20 protein-coding genes are annotated in these 18,538 nt (G+C 62.0%); 14 read left to right on the plus strand and 6 right to left on the minus strand.

The window, feature by feature from the left end:
• Positions 1 to 4: 4 nt before the first annotated feature.
• The 14 genes from hemZ to glmS all read left to right on the plus strand — a co-directional run bounded on the left by hemZ (position 5) and on the right by glmS (position 11,598).
• Positions 5 to 1,447: a coproporphyrinogen dehydrogenase HemZ gene (gene hemZ, locus B5G12_RS05275; protein WP_087324160.1), complete on the plus strand. Its 1,443-nt coding sequence runs from the start codon at positions 5 to 7 to the stop codon at positions 1,445 to 1,447.
• Positions 1,425 to 2,378, plus strand: coding sequence for a uridine kinase family protein (locus B5G12_RS05280; protein ID WP_087324161.1), 954 nt, complete (start codon positions 1,425 to 1,427; stop codon positions 2,376 to 2,378). Before hemZ ends, B5G12_RS05280 begins: the two co-directional genes overlap by 23 nt.
• A gap of 148 nt (positions 2,379 to 2,526) precedes the next feature.
• Positions 2,527 to 3,021, plus strand: a complete 495-nt coding sequence (locus tag B5G12_RS05285; protein WP_242955942.1) for a zinc ribbon domain-containing protein — start codon at positions 2,527 to 2,529, stop codon at positions 3,019 to 3,021.
• A 174-nt stretch (positions 3,022 to 3,195) separates the two neighbouring features.
• Positions 3,196 to 3,924, plus strand: coding sequence for a MazG family protein (locus B5G12_RS05290; RefSeq protein ID WP_087228424.1), 729 nt, complete (start codon positions 3,196 to 3,198; stop codon positions 3,922 to 3,924).
• Positions 3,925 to 3,943: 19 nt separating this feature from the next.
• Positions 3,944 to 4,213 carry an HU family DNA-binding protein gene (locus B5G12_RS05295; RefSeq protein ID WP_087228425.1) on the plus strand — a complete coding sequence of 90 codons (270 nt, stop codon included), beginning with the start codon at positions 3,944 to 3,946 and terminating at the stop codon, positions 4,211 to 4,213.
• 82 nt (positions 4,214 to 4,295) lie between these two features.
• The gene (locus tag B5G12_RS05300; RefSeq protein ID WP_087228426.1) at positions 4,296 to 4,547 is read left to right on the plus strand and encodes an RNA-binding S4 domain-containing protein; all 252 of its coding nucleotides are present in this window, start codon (positions 4,296 to 4,298) and stop codon (positions 4,545 to 4,547) included.
• Positions 4,548 to 4,589: 42 nt separating this feature from the next.
• Complete coding sequence (locus B5G12_RS05305) at positions 4,590 to 4,880, plus strand: YabP/YqfC family sporulation protein (protein ID WP_242955943.1); 291 nt, start codon at positions 4,590 to 4,592, stop codon at positions 4,878 to 4,880.
• Positions 4,880 to 5,329 (plus strand): hypothetical protein, encoded by a 450-nt coding sequence (locus tag B5G12_RS05310; protein ID WP_087324162.1) that lies wholly within the window; start codon positions 4,880 to 4,882, stop codon positions 5,327 to 5,329. Before B5G12_RS05305 ends, B5G12_RS05310 begins: the two co-directional genes overlap by 1 nt.
• Before the next feature lie 46 nt (positions 5,330 to 5,375).
• Positions 5,376 to 5,672, plus strand: a complete 297-nt coding sequence (locus B5G12_RS05315; RefSeq protein ID WP_087228429.1) for a septum formation initiator family protein — start codon at positions 5,376 to 5,378, stop codon at positions 5,670 to 5,672.
• A gap of 79 nt (positions 5,673 to 5,751) precedes the next feature.
• Positions 5,752 to 6,258: a S1 RNA-binding domain-containing protein gene (locus tag B5G12_RS05320; protein WP_087228430.1), complete on the plus strand. Its 507-nt coding sequence runs from the start codon at positions 5,752 to 5,754 to the stop codon at positions 6,256 to 6,258.
• 96 nt (positions 6,259 to 6,354) lie between these two features.
• The gene (locus B5G12_RS05325) at positions 6,355 to 7,560 is read left to right on the plus strand and encodes a THUMP domain-containing class I SAM-dependent RNA methyltransferase (protein ID WP_087228431.1); all 1,206 of its coding nucleotides are present in this window, start codon (positions 6,355 to 6,357) and stop codon (positions 7,558 to 7,560) included.
• A gap of 472 nt (positions 7,561 to 8,032) precedes the next feature.
• Positions 8,033 to 8,911: a DUF5685 family protein gene (locus B5G12_RS05330; RefSeq protein WP_242955944.1), complete on the plus strand. Its 879-nt coding sequence runs from the start codon at positions 8,033 to 8,035 to the stop codon at positions 8,909 to 8,911.
• Positions 8,908 to 9,462 carry a hypothetical protein gene (locus B5G12_RS05335; protein ID WP_087324163.1) on the plus strand — a complete coding sequence of 185 codons (555 nt, stop codon included), beginning with the start codon at positions 8,908 to 8,910 and terminating at the stop codon, positions 9,460 to 9,462. The genes B5G12_RS05330 and B5G12_RS05335 overlap by 4 nt, the downstream gene beginning before the upstream one ends.
• A gap of 306 nt (positions 9,463 to 9,768) precedes the next feature.
• A complete protein-coding gene (gene glmS, locus B5G12_RS05340) occupies positions 9,769 to 11,598 on the plus strand; it encodes a glutamine--fructose-6-phosphate transaminase (isomerizing) (protein ID WP_087324164.1) in 1,830 nt (609 codons plus the stop codon).
• A 99-nt stretch (positions 11,599 to 11,697) separates the two neighbouring features.
• On the opposite strand, the gene B5G12_RS05345 is transcribed toward glmS, so the two are convergent.
• The 6 genes from B5G12_RS05345 to B5G12_RS05370 form a co-directional block, all read right to left on the minus strand.
• Positions 11,698 to 13,170 (minus strand): Ig-like domain-containing protein, encoded by a 1,473-nt coding sequence (locus B5G12_RS05345; RefSeq protein WP_087324165.1) that lies wholly within the window; start codon positions 13,168 to 13,170, stop codon positions 11,698 to 11,700.
• A gap of 106 nt (positions 13,171 to 13,276) precedes the next feature.
• Complete coding sequence (locus tag B5G12_RS05350) at positions 13,277 to 14,395, minus strand: HlyD family secretion protein (RefSeq protein WP_087324166.1); 1,119 nt, start codon at positions 14,393 to 14,395, stop codon at positions 13,277 to 13,279.
• 3 nt (positions 14,396 to 14,398) lie between these two features.
• Entirely contained in the window at positions 14,399 to 14,854 is a 456-nt protein-coding gene (locus B5G12_RS05355) for a hypothetical protein (RefSeq protein ID WP_087228436.1), read from the minus strand.
• 370 nt (positions 14,855 to 15,224) lie between these two features.
• Positions 15,225 to 15,614, minus strand: a complete 390-nt coding sequence (locus B5G12_RS05360) for a hypothetical protein (protein WP_087324167.1) — start codon at positions 15,612 to 15,614, stop codon at positions 15,225 to 15,227.
• A gap of 44 nt (positions 15,615 to 15,658) precedes the next feature.
• Entirely contained in the window at positions 15,659 to 16,051 is a 393-nt protein-coding gene (locus tag B5G12_RS05365) for a hypothetical protein (RefSeq protein ID WP_087324168.1), read from the minus strand.
• Between the two features lie 109 nt (positions 16,052 to 16,160).
• A complete protein-coding gene (locus B5G12_RS05370) occupies positions 16,161 to 18,494 on the minus strand; it encodes a peptidase domain-containing ABC transporter (protein WP_087324169.1) in 2,334 nt (777 codons plus the stop codon).
• Between the last annotated feature and the right edge of the window lie 44 nt (positions 18,495 to 18,538).

Below are 18,538 nucleotides of genomic sequence, written 5' to 3' on the forward strand. Positions count from 1 at the left end.
ACGTATGAAGATCTATATCACAGGGCTGCCCTCGGGCTACGATGTGGAGCATCTGGTCCGGCTGTTCTATCCGATGGCGCCCCTTACCCTGACCCCGCCTGCCGACGGGGAGGACTGCGTCTGGGCCAGCAAAGGGGAGGACGGCCTCTCGGTGCTGGTGCGGGAACAGGGCCGGAGCCGGACTGCCTCTGCCCCTCTGCCCCGGGACGATACCCCCGAGTTTGCCCTGGCCAGCCTGGCCTATGGGCTGCTGCGCAGCTGGACCGGCCTGCGGCCCCCCTGGGGCAAAATGACCGGGGTACGGCCGGTGCGGCTGATCCATGACAAGCGGGCCGCCGGCTGGACCGCAGAGCAGATCGACCGGTATTTTCTGGAGCGGTTCGACTGTTCCCCCGAAAAATACCAGATGGCCCGGGCCATTGCCGACTTGCAGGAACCCATCCTGCGCCGGGGCGCCGAGCCCCGGGCGTACAGCCTCTACATCGGCATCCCCTTCTGCCCCTCCCGGTGCAGCTATTGCAGCTTTGTCAGCTGCAACCTGGACCGGGACCGCAAGCTGGTGCAGCCCTATGTGGACTGCCTGTGCCGGGAACTGGAGGCCATCCGGGCCCAGGCGGATCAGGCCGGATTGCATTTGCAGACCATCTACATCGGCGGAGGCACCCCCACCAGCCTGTCGGCCGGGCAGCTGCGCCAGCTGATGGGCGCCGTGCGGGATCTCTTTCCCCTGGAAGGACTGGCGGAGTACACGGTGGAGGCGGGCCGCCCCGACTGCACCGACGCCGAAAAGCTGGCGGTCATCAAGGAGTACGGGGCCACCCGCATCTCCATCAATCCCCAGACCTTCTCGGACCAGGTGCTGGCCAACATCGGCCGCCGCCACACCGCCCGGGACATCCTGGACTGCTACGCGGCCGCCCGGGCGGCGGGGCACACCGACATCAATATGGACCTGATCGCCGGCCTGCCCGGGGACACGGTGGAGGGCTTTGCGCACAGCTTGCGCACCGCCATCGACCTGGACCCCGAAAACATCACGGTGCACACTTTGACCCTCAAACGGGCTTCCCGCATCGTGATGGAGGACCAGGAGGACAACCGCTACGCCGATGTGGCCGCCATGCTGGAGCGCTGCGGCCTGCTGGCCCAGGCGGGCTATCGGCCCTACTATCTCTACCGGCAGAAGAACACCCTGCAGAACCTGGAGAACGTGGGCTGGTGCAAGCCGGGCCGGGAAGGCTATTACAACATTTATATCATGGAGGAAGTGCAGACCATCCTTTCGGCCGGCGCGGGGGGCAGCACCAAGCTGGTGGATGCCGGCGGCCACAGGATGCAGCGCATCTTTAATTTCAAGTACCCCAATGAATACATCCAGCGCTTCGACCAGGTGTTGGAGCGCAAAAAAGGAGTGTCTGCGTTTTATGATCACGATTTGGGTACCTAAGCGCCTGGTGGAGATCGACCTGCTGAATGTGGCGGCCCGCAGCGGCCCCCAGCTGGTCCAGGTCTGCGAGGACAGCTATGCCCGGCGGCTGCAGTATGCCGCCCAGAAAGTGCGCCAGTCGGGGGCCAAGATCATCATGCTGACAGGTCCCTCGGCCAGCGGCAAGACCACCACCGCCCACAAGCTGGCGGCCGCCCTGACCGAGATGGGCACGCCGGCCCAGGTCATCAGCCTGGACAACTTCTTCCGCGGCTCCCAGTATTACCCCCGGATGCCGGACGGCACCCTGGACTACGAGCACCCCGACACTTTGGATATGCCCCTGATCCGCCAGTGCCTGCAGGAGCTGAGCCAGACCGACAAGACGGTGCTGCCCATCTATGACTTTGTGCGGGAAGAGCGGTCGGAGCAGACCGAGGCCATCGACCTGGCGGGAGGCGTCTGCATCGTGGAGGGCATCCACGCCCTCAATCCCATGCTGACCAGCCTGGTGCCCTCGGGCCATGTCTACCGCATCTATGCGGGCCTGCGGGAGGAATACTGCCAGGAGGGCCGCCGCCTGATCAACACCCAGAACATCCGGCTGTGCCGCCGGGTACTGCGGGACGCCGCCGCCCGGGGCCGCAGCCCCGAGCAGACCCTGGCCATGTGGGATCGGGTGCTGGACGGCGAGACCCGGTATATCAAGGGCTTCAAAAATACGGCCGACTTTTTGCTGGATACCGCTTTCAGCTACGAGCTGGGGATCATCGCGGGGCTGCTGCCCGAGGTGGGCCGCAGGATGTCCCCCGACAGCCGCTACACCGAAATGTGGGACGAGGCGGCCCGCCGCTTTGAGCATGTGCAGCCTCTGGACCGTCAGCTCATCCCCCCGGGAGCCATGCTGCGGGAGTTCTACGCCGGCGTGGGCGGGGATGGGAGCAAGGTGTAAAAATTTTTGGCTGGAAGGCCCATCAATTTGTAAAAGCTGCGGCCGGATTGTTGCATCATGCTGCAAAGTGCGGTATACTGAATCTATACCGGACCCGCTGCCCGGCGGGCAGAGGGCGCCGGAAACGATGGAGAAGCGAGGTGTCTCAATGATGGATGCAGAGAAATGGAAGGATACCATCCTGGCCAAGAGCCGTGAATACATGGAGATCGGCGTCAGCGTGGCCAGCGACCTGACCGAAAAGGGCAAGACCCAGGCCAAGATCCTGTCCAACCAGGCCAAGATCAGCCGGGCGCAGCGGCAGCTGGGCGCGCTGGTGTACAGCCTGGCCAAGGGCAACGAGGAAAACCAGCCCCTGGTCGATAAGTATATCGATATGATCGACTCGATCGAGCAGGAGAACCGTCAGCTGAAAGCAAAGCTGACCCCCACCGAGGCCGACGAGGTGGAGCACGTGGTCCAGACCGAGGCCGACCTGGCGGACGTCATGGCAGACCCCGCCGGGGAGGAACAGCCCGCCGATGAGCCGGCTGACGCGCAGGACGGCCAGGAGGCCGGACCCGCCAAAAAGTTCTGTCCCCAGTGCGGCGCCGAGGTGGCGCCCGACGCGCTGTTCTGCAACAAGTGCGGCGCGCAGCTGTAACAGGGCACAGGCAAGGGACCACGGGCGCTCCCGCACAGGGGGCGCCTTTTGCATCCCGTCCGGCCCGGCGGTGAAAATTGGGGAAAATCGGCGCAAACACTTGAAAATCCGCGCTGTATAAGGTACAATGATTTGGGATTTGCGCCGCAAAGCGGCGGGAAGGAGGGCGCCTGGATGACCGACTGGCCCGAGAAGGAACACTATACGGCAGAGGATCTGGTGCAGATCATCCGCATCCTGCGGGACCCGGAGCAGGGGTGCCCCTGGGATAAGGTGCAGACCCATCGGTCCATCCGCAAAAATTTCCTGGAGGAGACCTGCGAGGTGCTGGAAGCCATCGACGCGGATGACCCCGGGATGCTGCGGGAAGAACTGGGGGATGTGCTGATGCAGGTGGCCTTCCACGCGGTGCTGGAGGAAGAACAGGGCCGCAGTGACTTTTCGGACATCTGCCGGGAAGTGTGCCAAAAGCTCGTGTTCCGCCACCCCCATGTGTTTGCTTCCTCCGCGGCGCAGAATGCCGGAATAAACGGCTGGGACGCGCTCAAAAATAAGGAAAAGGGCCGCCGTACCCTGGCCGACGAGCTGGACACGGTACCGGCCACCCTGCCGGCGCTGATGCGCGCGCAGAAGATGCAAAAGCGGGCGGCAGCCCACGGCTGCGGCCCCGCAGGCCAGCAGGAAGCCCTGGACGCATTGGCCGGGGCCTGGGAGCGCTGGCAGGATGCCGCCCGTGCCCCCGCCGCAGAGGAGCAGCGGGCCCAGGCAGCAGGACAGCTGCTGTTTGCCGCGGTGGATTCCATCCGGCTGGCGGGCCTGGACGCCGAGGAGGCATTGACATTCACATCCAAAGCGTTCTGCCGCACCCTCGAGCAGGGGCAGGGCGCCGAGAAAGACAAATGAATCATTGGGAGGTACCATTATGACCAAGGCTGATCTGACCGCACAGGTTGCGGCAAATACCGACATGACCAAAAAGGACGCCGACAAGGCGGTCAACGCTGTCTTCGAGGCCCTCAGCCGGGCCCTGGCGAACGGCGAAAAGGTCACCATCTCGGGCTTTGGCACGTTTGAGGTCCGGGAGCGCGCCGAGCGGCAGGGCATCAACCCCCGCACCCAGGAGCCCATCACCATCGCTGCATCCCGCAGCATCGTTTTCAAGCAGGGCAAGGCGCTGAAGGATTCGCTGTGAGCCTGTTCTGACCATCACCGCTGCCGGAAGGGTCCGCCCTGTGCGGATGTGCCGGCAGCTTTTTTGTGCAAAGGAGCAATGTATGCGTCTGGATAAATACCTCAAGGTCTCCCGCCTCATCAAGCGGCGGACGGTGGCAAACGAAGTGGCCGACGCCGGCCGCATCCTGATCAACGGAAAAGTGGCCAAGGCCAGCGCCGCTGTGGCCCCCGGGGATGTGATCGAGATCACCTTCGGCAACCGGCCGGTCAAGGTACGGGTGCTGTCGGATGCCGAGCCCCGCACCAAGGACGTGGCCCGGGAGATGTACGAGATCGTTTCGGAAGGGGAATAAACCCGCCGCCCCGCCGCATACAACATAGCGGAGGGGATCACTATGTCAATGGAAAAACAGGCCGCCCGCCCCGCGGAAGCCGAGCCCCACACCCTGATCCTGGAGCAGCGGTCCAGCCTGACGGTGACGGGGGTGCGCCGGGTGATCCGGTGTGACCCGGACAGCGCGGCCCTGGAGACAGGGGACTGCGTGCTGAACCTTTCGGGGGCGCAGCTCAGTGTCACCGCTCTGGACCTGGACCGGGGCGAGGCCAGGCTTTCGGGGCGGATCGATGCGCTGGAATACACCGAGGCCCGGACCCCAGGCGGCTTTCTGCGCCGCCTGACCCGCTGATGGCCCCGGTCCTGGCCCCCTGGCAGGCTGGGTGGGATCTGGCCTGCTGCCTGTACCTGGGCGGCCTGGTGGGGGCTCTGCGCGCGGTGGCCCCCGGCCGGGGCAGGGGGGCTTTTCTGCCCGATATGGCCCTGGTGGGGATGCTGCTGCTGTTTTTGCAGAGCTATGCCGCCGGTTACAGCCAGGCGGGGAGCCTGCGCTGGTACATGGTGGCCGGAGGGGCTGCGGGAGCCCTGGCCGCCCAAAGCCTGCTGGGGCCTCTGGCCGCAAGGGTTTGGCGTGTGGTGCTGTGGCCCTGGCGGGCTGCGGTGAAGCGGACGCGGCCGGCGCTGCGGGCAGCCCGGGCCGCTCTGGCGGCCCGCCGCAAAACGAAACCGGCCCGCACAGCAAAAAATCCCAAAAAGAGCTTGCAAAATACCGCGCACCTGTTGTATAATTCAAACGTATAACGAATCGGTTGTACGCGGTTTTATCCATGGAACGGAGGCGGGCGAAATGGCGCGGACCCGTAAAAAGTCAAAGACCCTGTGGTGGGGCGTCACCAGGCTGTTTTTTGTGCTGCTGCTGTTGAGCATGCTGGCGGCTTACATTTCCAATCAGGTGACCATCAGCTCCAAACAGGCCGAGCTGGACGCACTGAACGATCAGATCGCCCAGCAGCAGGCCGAGAACGAGGAGCTGGAGCGGATCCTCAGCGGCGACCCCGACGAGGTGGCCGAGTGGATCGCCCGGGACTCTTACGGCTATGCGGCGCCCAACGAGCGGATCATCGTGGATATATCGGGCAACTGAGGCGACTGTTTGCGGCGGGCCGCTTTTGCGGGTTGCGGGCGGCCCGGAAGATTCCAGGGCAGAAGAAAGGGTATGAGCTTTGATAGAGGTTGGTAATATTTTCGAAGGCCGGGTCACCGGCATCAAGCCGTTTGGCGCTTTTGTGGCCCTTCCGGAAGGACGGGTGGGCATGGTGCACATTTCGGAGGTGTCCAATTCCTTTGTGCAGGATATCGCCGCAGTGCTGCATGAAGGGGAGACCGTCAAGGTCAAGGTGATCAACGTTTCCCCCGAGGGCAAGATCGCCCTGTCCATCAAGCAGCTGCTGCCTGCGCCCGAGCGCCCCGCCCGGGAAGGCGGCCGCGGCGGCCGGCCAGCAGGGTCCAAAGAAGGCCGGGGCGGTGGCCGCGGCCCCCGGCGTCCCAAAGAGGACGGACCCCGGGTATGGCAGCCCAAGCCGCCGGCCAGGAGCGATAACCTCTCCTTTGAGGATATGATGAGCCGCTTCAAGAGCCAGAGCGAGGCCAAGCTGGCCGACCTGGACCATGAGTCGGGCGGACGCCGGGGCGGGTATGCCTCCCGCGGGCGCCGGGGCGGCGGCCGCTGAGCGCCTTTTGGCCAGAACCGAACCAGGAAACACCGGGCCTGCCCCACAGTCAGGGGGCGGGCCTGTTTTGCTGTGATAAAAAGAAAGGATATGATTATGCCTGCAACCTTTGAATTGATCGCACCCTGCTTTTTCGGCTGCGAATCCACCGCCGGCTTTGAGCTGCGGCGGCTGGGCGCCGAAGACCTGCGGGTCACCGACGGGCGGCTGACCTTCCGGGGCGGCGCCGACCTGATCGCCGCAGCCAACCTCAATCTGCGCACGGTGGAACGGGTGCTGCTGCTGCTGGCCAGCTATCGGGCCGATACCTTTGACGAGCTGTTTGACGGGGTGTACGCCATCCCCTGGGAGGAGCTGCTGCCTGCCGACGCGGCCTTCCCGGTGAAGGGCTCCTCTTTGAACAGCAAGCTGTCCAGCGTGCCCGCCTGCCAGAGCATCATCAAAAAGGCCATCGTCAAGCGGCTGATGCGGGGCCACCGCACCTCGGTGCTGCCCGAGACAGGCAGCGAATACCGGGTGCAGTTTCTGCTGCGGAAGGACCAGTGTGAGATCATGCTGGATACCAGCGGCGAGGGCCTGCACAAGCGCGGTTACCGCCGCAACGCCATGGAGGCCCCGCTGCGGGAAACGCTGGCCGCTACCATCGCCGACCTGGGCCGGGTGCGCCGGGACAGCCTGGTGGAGGACCCCTTCTGCGGCAGCGGCACGCTGGTGATCGAGGCGGCCCAGAAGGCGCTGAACATTGCGCCGGGCCTGCACCGCCGGTTTGCGGCAGAGCATTACAGCTTTGTGCCCGCCCAGGTGTGGGCACGGCAGCGGCAGAAAGCCCTGGAGGAGATCAAGCAGGACGCGGCCTTTGAGGGGTACGGTTACGACATCGACCCCGCCGCCATCCAACTGGCCCAGGCCAATGCCCGTCTGGCCGGCGTGGACAAGCGCTGCCGCTTTGAGGTGGCGGATGTGGCCGGGTTTGCCCCCCGGCCCCAGGCCATCGTGCTGACCAACCCGCCCTATGGGGAGCGGATGAGCACCATCGACGGGGCGGCTCGCCTGGCCAGGACCTTTGGCCGCCAGATGGAAGCGAACCCCTGCGCCGGGGTGTATGTCATCACGGCGGATATGGAGTTCGAAGCCCACTATGGCCGCCGCGCCACCAAGCGCCGCAAGATGTACAACGGCATGATCCCCTGCCAGGTCTATATGTATTACGATGCACCCGCAGCCAAAACGGCCCGTCCCATGCCCAAAGAGGGCTTTGACGGCCGCCGGGCCCGCCCCAAAGGGCAGGAACAGGACCGCTGAGGGTACAGATGGGGGCGCTGCGGGCTGCAGACGCCCCCTTTTCTCACCGCAGGGCAGGCTTTCCGGGTGCGGGCCGTGCCGCTTTTTGAGAGAAAAGGGCCTTCCAGATACCTGTTTGAGAGAAATGATATTGAAAAACGCCTAACAATGAGCCAAGAAACTGATATGCAAGAGAATGACGTCCATACATCAAAAAGCGGGTCGTTTCAGCAGGCGGACGGAATCTTTTCAGGGACAAATGGAAAGAGTTTTCAAATAGGAATTGCATCTGAAGGCAAAATCGATTATACTAGGGACGATAAGCGGCTGCTGCGGCCCGCAGGACGCCGGCCCGGCGCCCGGCGGCCTGTTTTTTGGGACCTGCAGGGGCACAGCAGACAGACGGGGCCACAGCCCGCCCGGGAAAGAAAGGCGCGGCAGAAGCTTCAAATGCGCCCCGGGCGGGCATATAGTATAATGGAGGCGGTGGGCCATGATAACAGGTAGACTCCACCCATATCTGCCGGAGCTTTCCATCCGGGATTATAATACCTATCTGCGCTATTCGCGCGGCGTGAGCTATCAGCTGTATCTGGATTACGGCCTGTTTTCCTATGGGATACTGCCCCACAAAGGGAGCGGCGCGCTGGCGCTGCTGGCCGACAGTCTGGCGGGCCGGCAGGCCACCTGCCGCACCGTGCGGATGCCTGGCAGCCTGGCCCGGATGCCGGTGATGTGCCAGACCCGGGGCATCGCTCTGGCGGCCCAGATCGAGGTGCTGATGAGCTGGCACCGGCTGCAGGACCGCCGCAATGAGGAACTGCCCTTCCGTCAGCGGGTGCAGCGGATGGCCCAGAAGGTGATGCTGATCCGGGCTTACCGCAAAGCGGCGCTGGAAGAACCCGCCCTGGAGCGGATCTTCTGCCAGCAGAAAGCCCAGGCGGCCGCCCAGCAGCAGCTGCGGGGCCAGAACTATGCGGTGGCGTCGGAGCCCATGAGCAACGTATATGGCGCGCTGTTCTCGGTGCTGGCCCCCGACGACCCGGTCCAGCGCAAGAATATGCGGTACATCGGCAGCTGCATCGGCAAGGCGTTCTACCTGCTGGATAAGGCGGACCGCCACGACCAGGACCGGAAAGAGGACCGCTACAACGTTTTTCTGGCCAACGGGCTGAGCAGGGAGGCTGCCCAGGAGAATGCCCGCCGCCAGGCCATTGCAGCCATCAACGACCTGTCCCGCGTCTATACTTTAATGGATATCAAACTGAACCGCACCCTGCTGGACAACATCATGATCCTGGGGCTGCGGGACGTGGTAGACCCCCTGGAGCACGGGGCGTGGGACCTGAAATGGGAGCTGCCTTCCTCATGAAACAGAACAAGAATCCAAGCTGGGCGGTGGCTCTGTGCGGGATGGCGGTGGCCTTCTCGGTGGTGCTGATGCTCTTGGGCACCATCCTGCCGGTGGCTATGTTCATCGCCCCCGCCCTCGGGGGCATTTTGATCGCTGTGGTCCAGGCGGAGTGCGGCGCACGCCCGGCCTGGACAGCCTATGCAGCCGCCAGCGTGCTGGGGGTGCTGCTGGTGCCCGACAAGGAGACGGCCCTGTTCTTTGTGGCCCTGCTGGGCTATTATCCCCTGGTCAAGCCGTGGTTCGACCGGCTGCGGCCCGCTGTGCTGCGGGTGGGGGCCAAACTGCTGCTGTGCAATGGGGCGGTGGCGGTGCTGTATGGGGTGCTGCTGCTGTTGTTCCCCGTGGCGGAGTCGGAGGCGCTGGAGACCGCAGCCCTGGTGCTGGGCGCGGTGACCCTGCTGATCGGCAATGTGGCCTTTTTGCTGCTGGACCGGGCCCTGGCCAACCTGATGCGCGTGTATAAGCTGCTGTGGCAGCCCCGGCTGCACCGGATGCTGGGCCGCCGCTGAGCAGTTCCAAAGATGAGATCGAAAGGTGGGATGCCCGCTATATCGTTGACGCCAAGCGCCGGGCCACACGGGTGACAGCCGTGAGGGTGACGAGGAGAAGGATCATCGAAAGATTCGGCGGATGTTCTTCCGGCTGATGGCTCACCAGCCGATAGAGAAGGGCAAAAAACGGCAGTAATACCGCAACAGATCCCTTTAAAAGGAAGCCATGCTGTAAAAAGAAGTTCACCGGGCGGCCGTCTGTGCCGCCCCGCGAGGCTGAGCGGCCCTGCAAGAAGGCGCTGCCGGCATGGAGGTATTTTGCTTATGTGTGGAATCGTAGGCTATGTGGGCGCCCGCTGCGCCCAGGATGTGCTGCTGGACGGTCTGACCAAACTGGAGTACCGCGGATACGACTCGGCAGGGGTGGCCCTGGCCGCAGGGGACTCCATCCGGGTCATCAAGACCAAAGGGAGGCTGACCGCCCTCAGGGCCTGCCTGGAGCAGGCCACCGCCCAGGGATTGCCGGTCTGCCATTGCGGCATCGGGCATACCCGTTGGGCCACCCACGGGGAGCCCAGCGACGTGAACAGCCATCCCCACTCCACCCCCTATGTGAGCATCGTCCACAACGGCATCATTGAGAATTATGGGGCCCTGAAAGAGATGCTGCAGGCCAGGGGATACACCTTTGTCAGCGAGACCGATACCGAGGTGCTGGTCAAGCTGATCGACAGCTGCTACGAAGGGGAGCCCCTCAAGGCGCTGTCCCAGGCTTTGGCCCGGGTGCGGGGCAGCTATGCTCTGGCGGTGCTGTTCAAGGACTGGCCCGACACCCTGTTTGCGGTCCGCCGGGAAAGTCCCCTCATCGTGGGCTATGGGGAGGGGGAGAACTTCCTGGCATCGGATATCCCGGCCATCCTCAAGTATACCCGCAGTTACAGCGTGCTGGAGGAAGGGGACATGGCGGTGTGCCGGGCGGACGGCGTGGCCATCTATGACGAGTTCGGCCAGCCCGTCCAGCGGGAAAAGCTGACCGCCGATTGGGACATCGAGGCCGCAGAGAAGGGCGGCTATCCCCATTTTATGCTCAAGGAGATCCATGAGCAGCCCGCCGCCATCGCCGCCACCGTCAGCCCCCGGGTGGAGGCAGGGATGCCCGACCTGCGCATCCCGGACCTCAGCGACCAAAAGCTGGCCTCCATCCGGCGGGTGCACCTGGTGGGCTGCGGCACCGCCATGCATGCCGGCATGGTGGGGAAGGCCGCCATCGAAAAGCTGGCCCGCCTGCCCGCCGAGGTGGACATCGCCAGCGAGTTCCGCTACCGGGACCCCATCCTGAGCCCGGACGACCTGGTGATCATCATCAGTCAGTCGGGGGAGACCAGTGACACCCTGGCCGCCCTCAAGCTGGCCAGGAGCCGCGGGGTCCCGGTGCTGGCCATCGTCAATGTGGTGGGCAGCTCGATCGCCCGGGCGGCGGACTATGTGCTGTACACCTACGCCGGTCCCGAGATCGCGGTGGCGTCCACCAAGGCGTATATGGTGCAGATGTGCGTGCTGTATCTGTTTGCCCTGCGTCTGGCCTATGCCCGTGGCCGGCTGACCGAGGAACAGACCCGCAGCTATACCGCAAAATTGCAGCAGGCGCCCCAGATGGTGCGGGCCCGCCTGAATGACTGCGAGTATATCAAGTATCTGGCAAGCCTGTTTGTAAACACCCAGAGCTGCTTTTTCATTGGACGGGGGTTCGACTACGCCCTGTCCCTGGAGGGCAGCCTGAAACTGAAAGAGATCAGCTATGTCCACTCGGACGCCTACGCCGCCGGCGAGCTCAAGCACGGCACCATCAGCCTGGTGACCGACGGCGTGCCGGTCATCGCCCTGGCCACCCAGCGCAGCGTCTACGAAAAGACCCTCTCCAACGCCAAGGAGACCAAGAGCCGCGGGGCAAGGGTGATCCTGTTCACCACAAAGGATGCGACCGTGCCCGAGGGCATCGCCGACCATGTTGTCCGGCTGGAGGAGTATGAGGATGTCTTCATGCCCCTGCAGCTGATCGTCCCCTTGCAGCTGTTCGCCTACTATATGGCGGTGCTGCGGGGCTGCGACGTGGATAAACCCCGCAACCTGGCCAAGAGCGTGACGGTGGAATAAGCGTCCCGCAAAACGACAGCACAAAGGCCCGCCTCCTGTAAGGGAGACGGGCCTTTATGCGCAAAAGGGAAGGTAAGATTCTTTATTGGATGGCCTGCATCACCAGAACCAGTACCGTTTCTTTACCACGATGTACACCACCACGATGGCGACAAGCGCGGCCCCTGCGGCCAGCAGGGCGTAAACATTCATATGGATGAAGGTGAGGGTATCGTTGGTCAGCAGATAGCGGCCGGCGGTGTCGGTGGTGACCACCTCGCCGCTGTAACTGTTGAGGTACTGCCACTGACCGGTGGCCTCGTTGTAGAGGTACAGCCGGCTGTATCCGGCGTTGTCTCCGGTCAGGGTCAGGTCAACGGTGCAGGGCATGGCCCCGCCCTGGTTCAGGGTGAACTCCACCCCGTTCTCGGTGGCGCTGGGGGTGAAGGTGACCGCCGTATCGATGACGTTCTGGGTGTTGCGGATATCGCTGCCCGCCACCGTCAGGATGTAGCCATCGCCGGTGACACTCATGGTCTTGCCGGTGCGGCGCAGGGCGTTGAGCATCTCGGAGGTGATCACCGGGACGTCGGCCTGATGCAGGTTGACAAGCTCTCCCTGGGCGTCGTTGATCTGCTGGAGGATGGGGTCACCGGAAGCGTCCGGCTCGGGGGAAGAGCTGCCGGAGCCGCCCTGGGAACTGCTGCCTGAGCTGCTGCCCGAAGCGGAGCCCCGGTTGACGATGACCGTCACCATGCTGGAGGAATCCCCGTTGGAGACGATGATGGAGGTGGAGCCGGTGCCCACCGCCGTGACGGTGCCGCCGCCGCTGACGGTGGCTACACCGGTATCACTGGAGCGGAAAGTAAGGGCCTGGGGCGCCGTAGAAGGGGAGACGCTGCCCCGGATCTGGGCGGTCTCGCCGGGCTTGAGCACCAGGTAATTGGTGTTGAGGTGGATGCCGTCGGTGGGGATATAGACGGTGACGTCCACCGTGCGCACGATATCCCCGCAGGTGACGGTGATGGTGGCGCTGCCCTTGCCCACGGCGGTGACGCGGCCAAAGTTGTTGACGGTGGCCACCGCCTCATTGGAGGAAGTGAAACTGACGGTGGCGCTGGCCGCCGCCGAACTGGGGCTGACCGACACCGAGATGTTGGCCACCTCGCCCACGGCCAGCTCGTTGGAGGAAAGGGCCGCGTCGATATCGGCCACGACGGTGGCCGGGTCGGGGACCACGGTGATGTCATAGTAGATGGTCACATCCCCGGCGGTGGCGGATACCCGGGTGGTGCCCACCGACAGCGCGCCGATCAGGCCGCTCTGGTCCACCTGGACGATGCTGATATCCTCCGAGGCCAGCACGACGGTCTTGTCGCTGGCGTCTTCGGGGAGAACGACGGGCTTGAGCTGCTGGGTGGAACCCACCACCATCTGTGCGTCGTATTCACCGGGCTCGATGCTCTCGACCGCTACCCGGCGAAAGGGCCACTGGATGGAAGGCAGGTTGATGGCGCCGGCAGGCAGGGCCGCGCCGACTGTCAGGGCGGCCAGCAGCAAACCTGCCGCCAGCCGTTTTGTAAAAAGCTTCATATTCTAACCTCGCTGTATAGAAACGGAACAGCTGGAGTTTCAAAACCCGTCCCGGCCAGCAGACATCCGTCACGCGGCCGGGACACATACAGGAAAAAGCAGGGGGTCAGCGCGTCAGGACGCCCAGAGCCTCCAGGGCGTACTGGAAGTAGGTCACCTCGTCGTACTGCACCCGGGCGGTGACGCTCATACCGTTGGCAAGGTCCACCTGGTCGCCGCTCTTGCTGACCAGATAGGTGCTGTCGGGCCGGACGGTCACGCGGTAGAACGCATTGCCGTTGCTGGAGCTGGTCACGTCGCTGTCAATGGCGGTGACGGTGCCGGTCAGGGTGCCGTAGGCGGTCTGCGCCAGGCCGGTGATGGCGATGGTGCAGGGGTCGCCCACATCCAGCAGGGGACGGTCGCTGAGGGAGGCATAGGCCACGATCTCATAATCCGAGTTCTCGCTGGCGACGGTGGCCAGCACCGACCCGGCCGACAGCACCATGCCCACGCTGTAAGGGTTATCCATATGGATGACGCCCGAGGTGGGGGCATAGATGTAGTAGTCGTTGGCGCCGGTCTGCAGGGCGTCCAGCTGGCTTTGCAGGTTTTCGATGTTGGCCTGCACGCTGCTGACGTTCTGGGCGGCCGACTGGAGCGCCGAGTAATAGATCTGCTCCAGCTCGCTCTGGTTCTGCTCCATCATGGACTGGATCTGGGCTTCGCTGTAACCCGCCGCCCGATAGGCCGAGGAATCAAAGGTGTGCTGGGCCACCTGGCTCTGGTAGCTTTCGTACTGGTAATAGTAGGTCTGGTCGGCGGGGTCCGACTCGCTGAAATAGTTGGTGTTGTCCTGGATGGACTGGATCAGCTTATTGTACTGGGACAGCTGGGTCTGGTAGATGGCGAGCTGGTTTTCCAGCTGGCTCCTTTGCAGGTCCAGGTCGGTGCTCTTGATGTGGGCGATCAGGTCGCCTTCCTCCACATAGCTGCCCTCCGAGATGGTCAGTTCGGTGATCTGGCCCGAATAGCTGGACATGATATAGGTCTTGTTGGCAGACTGCACCGTGCCGGACAGCTGGCTGATGTAGATACGGGGGGTGACGGTGCTCCAGACCACAAGACCGATCATCAGCGCCGCCACGATGAGCAGCAGAGCATACCCGTAGGGGGGCAGCTTCTTTTCCATCATGATGCGGCGGTCCTGCAGATCGTACAGGTTTGTGACGTGCACGTTGGTCATGGCTTATTCCTTCTCCATAAAGACGTCTACGGTGCCCTCATCGTCGTCCTGATTGACAAAGATGGTGTAGACGCTGTTTGCGAGCTTGATATCGTGCTCGAACGCATAGATGTTCAGTTTCTGGCTGGCCAGATCGTTGCGGTTCATGGGGCCGACGTAGTGGGCGTACAGGCAGTCCTTGACGCGCAGCACGGCGTCCATGTGGTACTGCGGATCAAGCCGGGTGATCATCTGGTTGGCCTGACGCAGCAGGTACATCTGGGGCTCGGGCTTGGGGCCTTTGGTCACCACGATGTGCTGCACCAGAGGGCCGATGGGCTGGGCGTCGTGGCTGCGGACGAAGTTCTCCATCTGGGTCACGATCAGATTGATATTGGCAAATTCCTCGGGCATGATGCGCCGGGACAGCACGTTGGTGAGTTTGAGGGTCTTGCTTTCTGCAACTAAAATTTCCTTCATCGTTTCCACCTGTTTTCTAAAAATTTTGCCCTGCACTTGCTGGCCGCAAATGGCCGCAGGCCGCGCGGGGCGCAGCAGGCAAAAGCAGACCGTGGATGAGGAGCATACATTGTGGGGCTCCGTATCGCTTTGGACGCATTCAGGGGGAAGTCAAACCTGAATGCATAGACCCCATCCACAGCCTGCTTTTGCCTGTTGCATCCGGGCGGATGGCAACAGACATTGCGCAGGAATATGCTAAAAAATAAGGTGCGCCAGGAGGTACTTGCCTCCTGGCACACCATAACGAGGCATTTTAACTGCCCCGACCCCGTGGGGCGGGGTCAGTTTAAAACACACTTGCAATCGAGATTAGAGCTGAAAAACCAGCTTAGGCAGCAGCAGGCACAACCTTGCCGTCAACGCCCAAGATCTTGTCAGCGGGCAGGACCTTGGCATCGTTGGTGCCCAGAGTGTAGATCGCAGCCAGACCACCGAGAGCCTGCATCAGACCATTGATGCCGGTGTACTTGTTCAGCTGACCGTTGATGGCGTCAACAATGCCGCCAACAGCGTAGTTGGTGCCGAAAGCAGTACCCAGAATGGTGCCAATGAAGTTGCCCAGGAAGGTGTTGCCAACGATCTTGATCATGTTGACACTAAAGGTGCGCCAGTTTTCGCTGGTCATGACAGCGGGCAGAACGTTAGCGATCACGCCGCCGCCGGTGACATAAGTCAGCTCATCCTCTGCAATTACTGCGTAATTTGCAGGAAAGGTCATGATGAACCACCTTTCTTAATCTGGAATGAATGCTGACTTAAAAGTTAGGCCCAAGCCTTACCAGAAACGGTCATGACCTTGTCGTTGTGCAGGGTCTTGGCATCGTTGGTGCCCAGGGTGTAGATGGCAGCCAGGCCGCCGACAACGCTCAGAACGGTGTTCAGAGCATTGTTGACGCTGTCGAAACCATGCCAATAGGTGTTAGCCAGAGGATCGAACATGGTGTCGACATCCAGGTTGCCGCTGAACAGAACGCCAACGGTGCTGCTCAGGAAGCTAGCCATGGAAGAGTTGCCGATGATCTTGATCAGGTTGGTGTTAAAGGTCTTCCAGTTGTTGCTGTTCATGATGGGGGCGAAGCAGTCGATCAGAGCGCCGCCGTTGACGTAGGTCAGTTCGTTCTCTGCGATAACAGAGTAGTTTGCAGGCATCATCATAATGAATTACTCCCTTCAAATGATTGAAACGAAAAATGTGTCGGTCGCCACACGGTTGCGCAACCGTCTGGAAACCATTTATGTAACCGGGTGCGCACCCGGTTGCACCTTAGTAAGTCATCGAGTCATCATCGTCCTCGTCCGAGGCGGCGACGGTCTCGACAACGGGTTTGGGCTCCTCCCGCTTGCGGAAGATACCCTGCTGCAGGTTCCACAGAGCGTAATACTTGCCCTGTTTGGCCATCAGCTCATCGTGGGTGCCTTGCTCCACGATGCGGCCTTCTTCCATGACCAGGATCTGGTCACAGCCCCGCACGGTGGACAGGCGATGGGCGACGATCAGCATCGAACGGTCTGCCAGCTGGTTGTAGATCATGTCAAAAATGGCATTCTCGGTGGCAAAGTCCAGATTCGATGTGGATTCGTCCAGAATATAGAGGTTGGAGTCTTTCAGGAAGGCCCGAGCCAGCGCGATGCGCTGCTTTTCACCGCCCGACAGGCCGTTGCCGGCTTCTTCCAGGTAGGTGTAATATTGCAGCGGCAGCTTGCGGATGAACTCATGGGCGTCCGCCTTTTTGGCAGCCTCTTTGACCTCATCGATGGTCGCGTCAGGGCGCGAGATACGGATGTTGTCAAAGATGGTCTTGCTGAAAAGCTCGATGTTCTGCGGCACATAGGAAATGGCACGGCGGACCGAATCATTGGTGTATTCGTCCAGACCGACGCCGCCCACCCGGATCTCACCCGATTCCGGCTCGTAATACTTGAGCAGGAGCTTGGTGATGGTGGACTTGCCGCTGCCCGAGGAACCGACCAGCGCCACCTTTTTCCCCGCAGGGATGGTGAAGGAGATGTGGTCCAGGGCAGGGGTACGGTTGCCATAACGGAAGGTGACATCCCGGAACTCGATATCGCCTTCGACCTGTTCCAGTTCGCTGCGCTCCCGGTCCTCCTCCCCGGCCTGCTCGGCGGGGTAATCCATGATCTCGGTCAGACGCTTCATGGAGATGGAAGCCTCCTGGATCTGCAGCTGCAGATTGACCAGGTTGCTGACGGGATTGGTAAAGTAACCGGACAGGGTGCTGAAGGCCATAAAAGAACCCAGGGTGATCTCCCCATTCAGGACCTGTGTGATGCCCACATAGGTGGTCAACATACTGAACCCGGTGGAGATCAGAGAGGTGATGAGAGTCTGTGTTGTGGACAGCTTGCTGGAGCGGATGCTGATCTTGAGGCTCTTGATGTACTCGCGCTCAAGCCGTTCCAGCTCGTTGGCCTCGCCCGCATTGCACTTGATGGTCTCGATGCCCCGCAGCCCTTCGATCATCTGGCTGTTCAGGATGGAGGCTTGCTGCATCGACTCCTCGTTGATCTTCTTGTACGGACGCTTATACACCAGCACCAGAAGGATGCTGACCAGCGTCATGAACAAGGCGATGGAAAAGAGGCTGGCATTCATCCGGAACAGGATGATGCCGGTGATGACCGCCATCGAGATATCCATGATCAGACTCAGCGCAACGCTGGTGAAGATGGACTTGATGGTGTTGGCATCGGAGTAGCGGGTGGTGATATCGCCCGTCTTGCGTGTGGCAAAGAACTTCATGGGCAGCTCGTAGATGTGCCCGAAGTAGCCCAGCATCATGGGGATATCTATTTTGATGGACAGATGGACCAGGATCCACTGCCGCACGAAGGTGACAAAAGCGGAGGTGACACTGACCACCGTAAATACAAGGATCAGCGTGACCAGCAGATTTTGCAGCCCGTAGGGCAGCACCTCATCCATCAATATCTTATTGAACAGGGAGGATGCGATGCCCAATATGGTCAGGATGACCGAGCTGAGGATGGCATAGGCAAACAGCTTTTTCTGCGGCAGCAGCAAATTGACGTACCGCTTGAAGATGCTGCCCTGCTCCACCTTGCCGGACTGGAAATCGGACGTGGGGTTGAGCAGCAGAAGCACGCCGGTAAAGTTCTTGTAGAACTCGTCAAGGGTCATCTTGCGCAGCTCGGTACCCGGGTCGCCCACGACGACGTATTCCTTGTCCTTGTACTTCTTGCCGGTCTTGTCGGCCTCTTCCTTGTCGGCGGCCACCTTCAGCATATGCTTGCGGCGGGCGCCTTCGTCCGGGATGGTAGTCTTTTTGAATACGACCACAAAGTGGGTCAAGCCCTGGTCGGTGATCTCCTGCGCGATGCAGGGAAGGGAAAAGTCACTTAAAAAGTTTTCGCGGTCCACGCGGACGGCGGCGGTGGTAAAGCCAAGCTCGTTGGCGGCCTTCTGCAGGCCGAGAAGATTGGTGCCCTTCAGGTCGGTGCCCATCATATCGCGCAGCCGCGTGATGGTGATTTCTTTTTTGTAATGGAGGCACACCATTGCGAGGCAGGCAGCCGCGCAGTCAGTGGTGTCGTGCTGCCGCACATAAGTATAACGCATAGATGGTTCCTTTACAAGAGCGCTCGCTGGCCTGTGGGCCATGG

This window comes from Faecalibacterium sp. An58 (genome assembly GCF_002161515.1).
GTDB classification, from domain to species: Bacteria; Bacillota; Clostridia; order Oscillospirales; family Ruminococcaceae; genus Faecalibacterium; species Faecalibacterium avium.

Coding starts and splice junctions, on each gene's coding strand:
- B5G12_RS05280 (WP_087324161.1), top strand. CDS start 1,425: ATGATCACGATTTGGGTACCTAAGCGCCTGGTGGAGATCGACCTGCTG.
- B5G12_RS05315 (WP_087228429.1), top strand. CDS start 5,376: ATGGCGCGGACCCGTAAAAAGTCAAAGACCCTGTGGTGGGGCGTCACC.
- B5G12_RS05365 (WP_087324168.1), bottom strand. CDS start 16,051: ATGATGATGCCTGCAAACTACTCTGTTATCGCAGAGAACGAACTGACC.
- hemZ (WP_087324160.1), top strand. CDS start 5: ATGAAGATCTATATCACAGGGCTGCCCTCGGGCTACGATGTGGAGCAT.
- B5G12_RS05330 (WP_242955944.1), top strand. CDS start 8,033: ATGATAACAGGTAGACTCCACCCATATCTGCCGGAGCTTTCCATCCGG.
- B5G12_RS05360 (WP_087324167.1), bottom strand. CDS start 15,614: ATGACCTTTCCTGCAAATTACGCAGTAATTGCAGAGGATGAGCTGACT.
- B5G12_RS05300 (WP_087228426.1), top strand. CDS start 4,296: ATGCGTCTGGATAAATACCTCAAGGTCTCCCGCCTCATCAAGCGGCGG.
- B5G12_RS05370 (WP_087324169.1), bottom strand. CDS start 18,494: ATGCGTTATACTTATGTGCGGCAGCACGACACCACTGACTGCGCGGCT.
- B5G12_RS05355 (WP_087228436.1), bottom strand. CDS start 14,854: ATGAAGGAAATTTTAGTTGCAGAAAGCAAGACCCTCAAACTCACCAAC.
- B5G12_RS05285 (WP_242955942.1), top strand. CDS start 2,527: ATGATGGATGCAGAGAAATGGAAGGATACCATCCTGGCCAAGAGCCGT.
- B5G12_RS05305 (WP_242955943.1), top strand. CDS start 4,590: ATGTCAATGGAAAAACAGGCCGCCCGCCCCGCGGAAGCCGAGCCCCAC.
- B5G12_RS05345 (WP_087324165.1), bottom strand. CDS start 13,170: ATGAAGCTTTTTACAAAACGGCTGGCGGCAGGTTTGCTGCTGGCCGCC.
- B5G12_RS05290 (WP_087228424.1), top strand. CDS start 3,196: ATGACCGACTGGCCCGAGAAGGAACACTATACGGCAGAGGATCTGGTG.
- B5G12_RS05335 (WP_087324163.1), top strand. CDS start 8,908: ATGAAACAGAACAAGAATCCAAGCTGGGCGGTGGCTCTGTGCGGGATG.
- B5G12_RS05350 (WP_087324166.1), bottom strand. CDS start 14,395: ATGACCAACGTGCACGTCACAAACCTGTACGATCTGCAGGACCGCCGC.
- B5G12_RS05310 (WP_087324162.1), top strand. CDS start 4,880: ATGGCCCCGGTCCTGGCCCCCTGGCAGGCTGGGTGGGATCTGGCCTGC.
- B5G12_RS05325 (WP_087228431.1), top strand. CDS start 6,355: ATGCCTGCAACCTTTGAATTGATCGCACCCTGCTTTTTCGGCTGCGAA.
- B5G12_RS05295 (WP_087228425.1), top strand. CDS start 3,944: ATGACCAAGGCTGATCTGACCGCACAGGTTGCGGCAAATACCGACATG.
- glmS (WP_087324164.1), top strand. CDS start 9,769: ATGTGTGGAATCGTAGGCTATGTGGGCGCCCGCTGCGCCCAGGATGTG.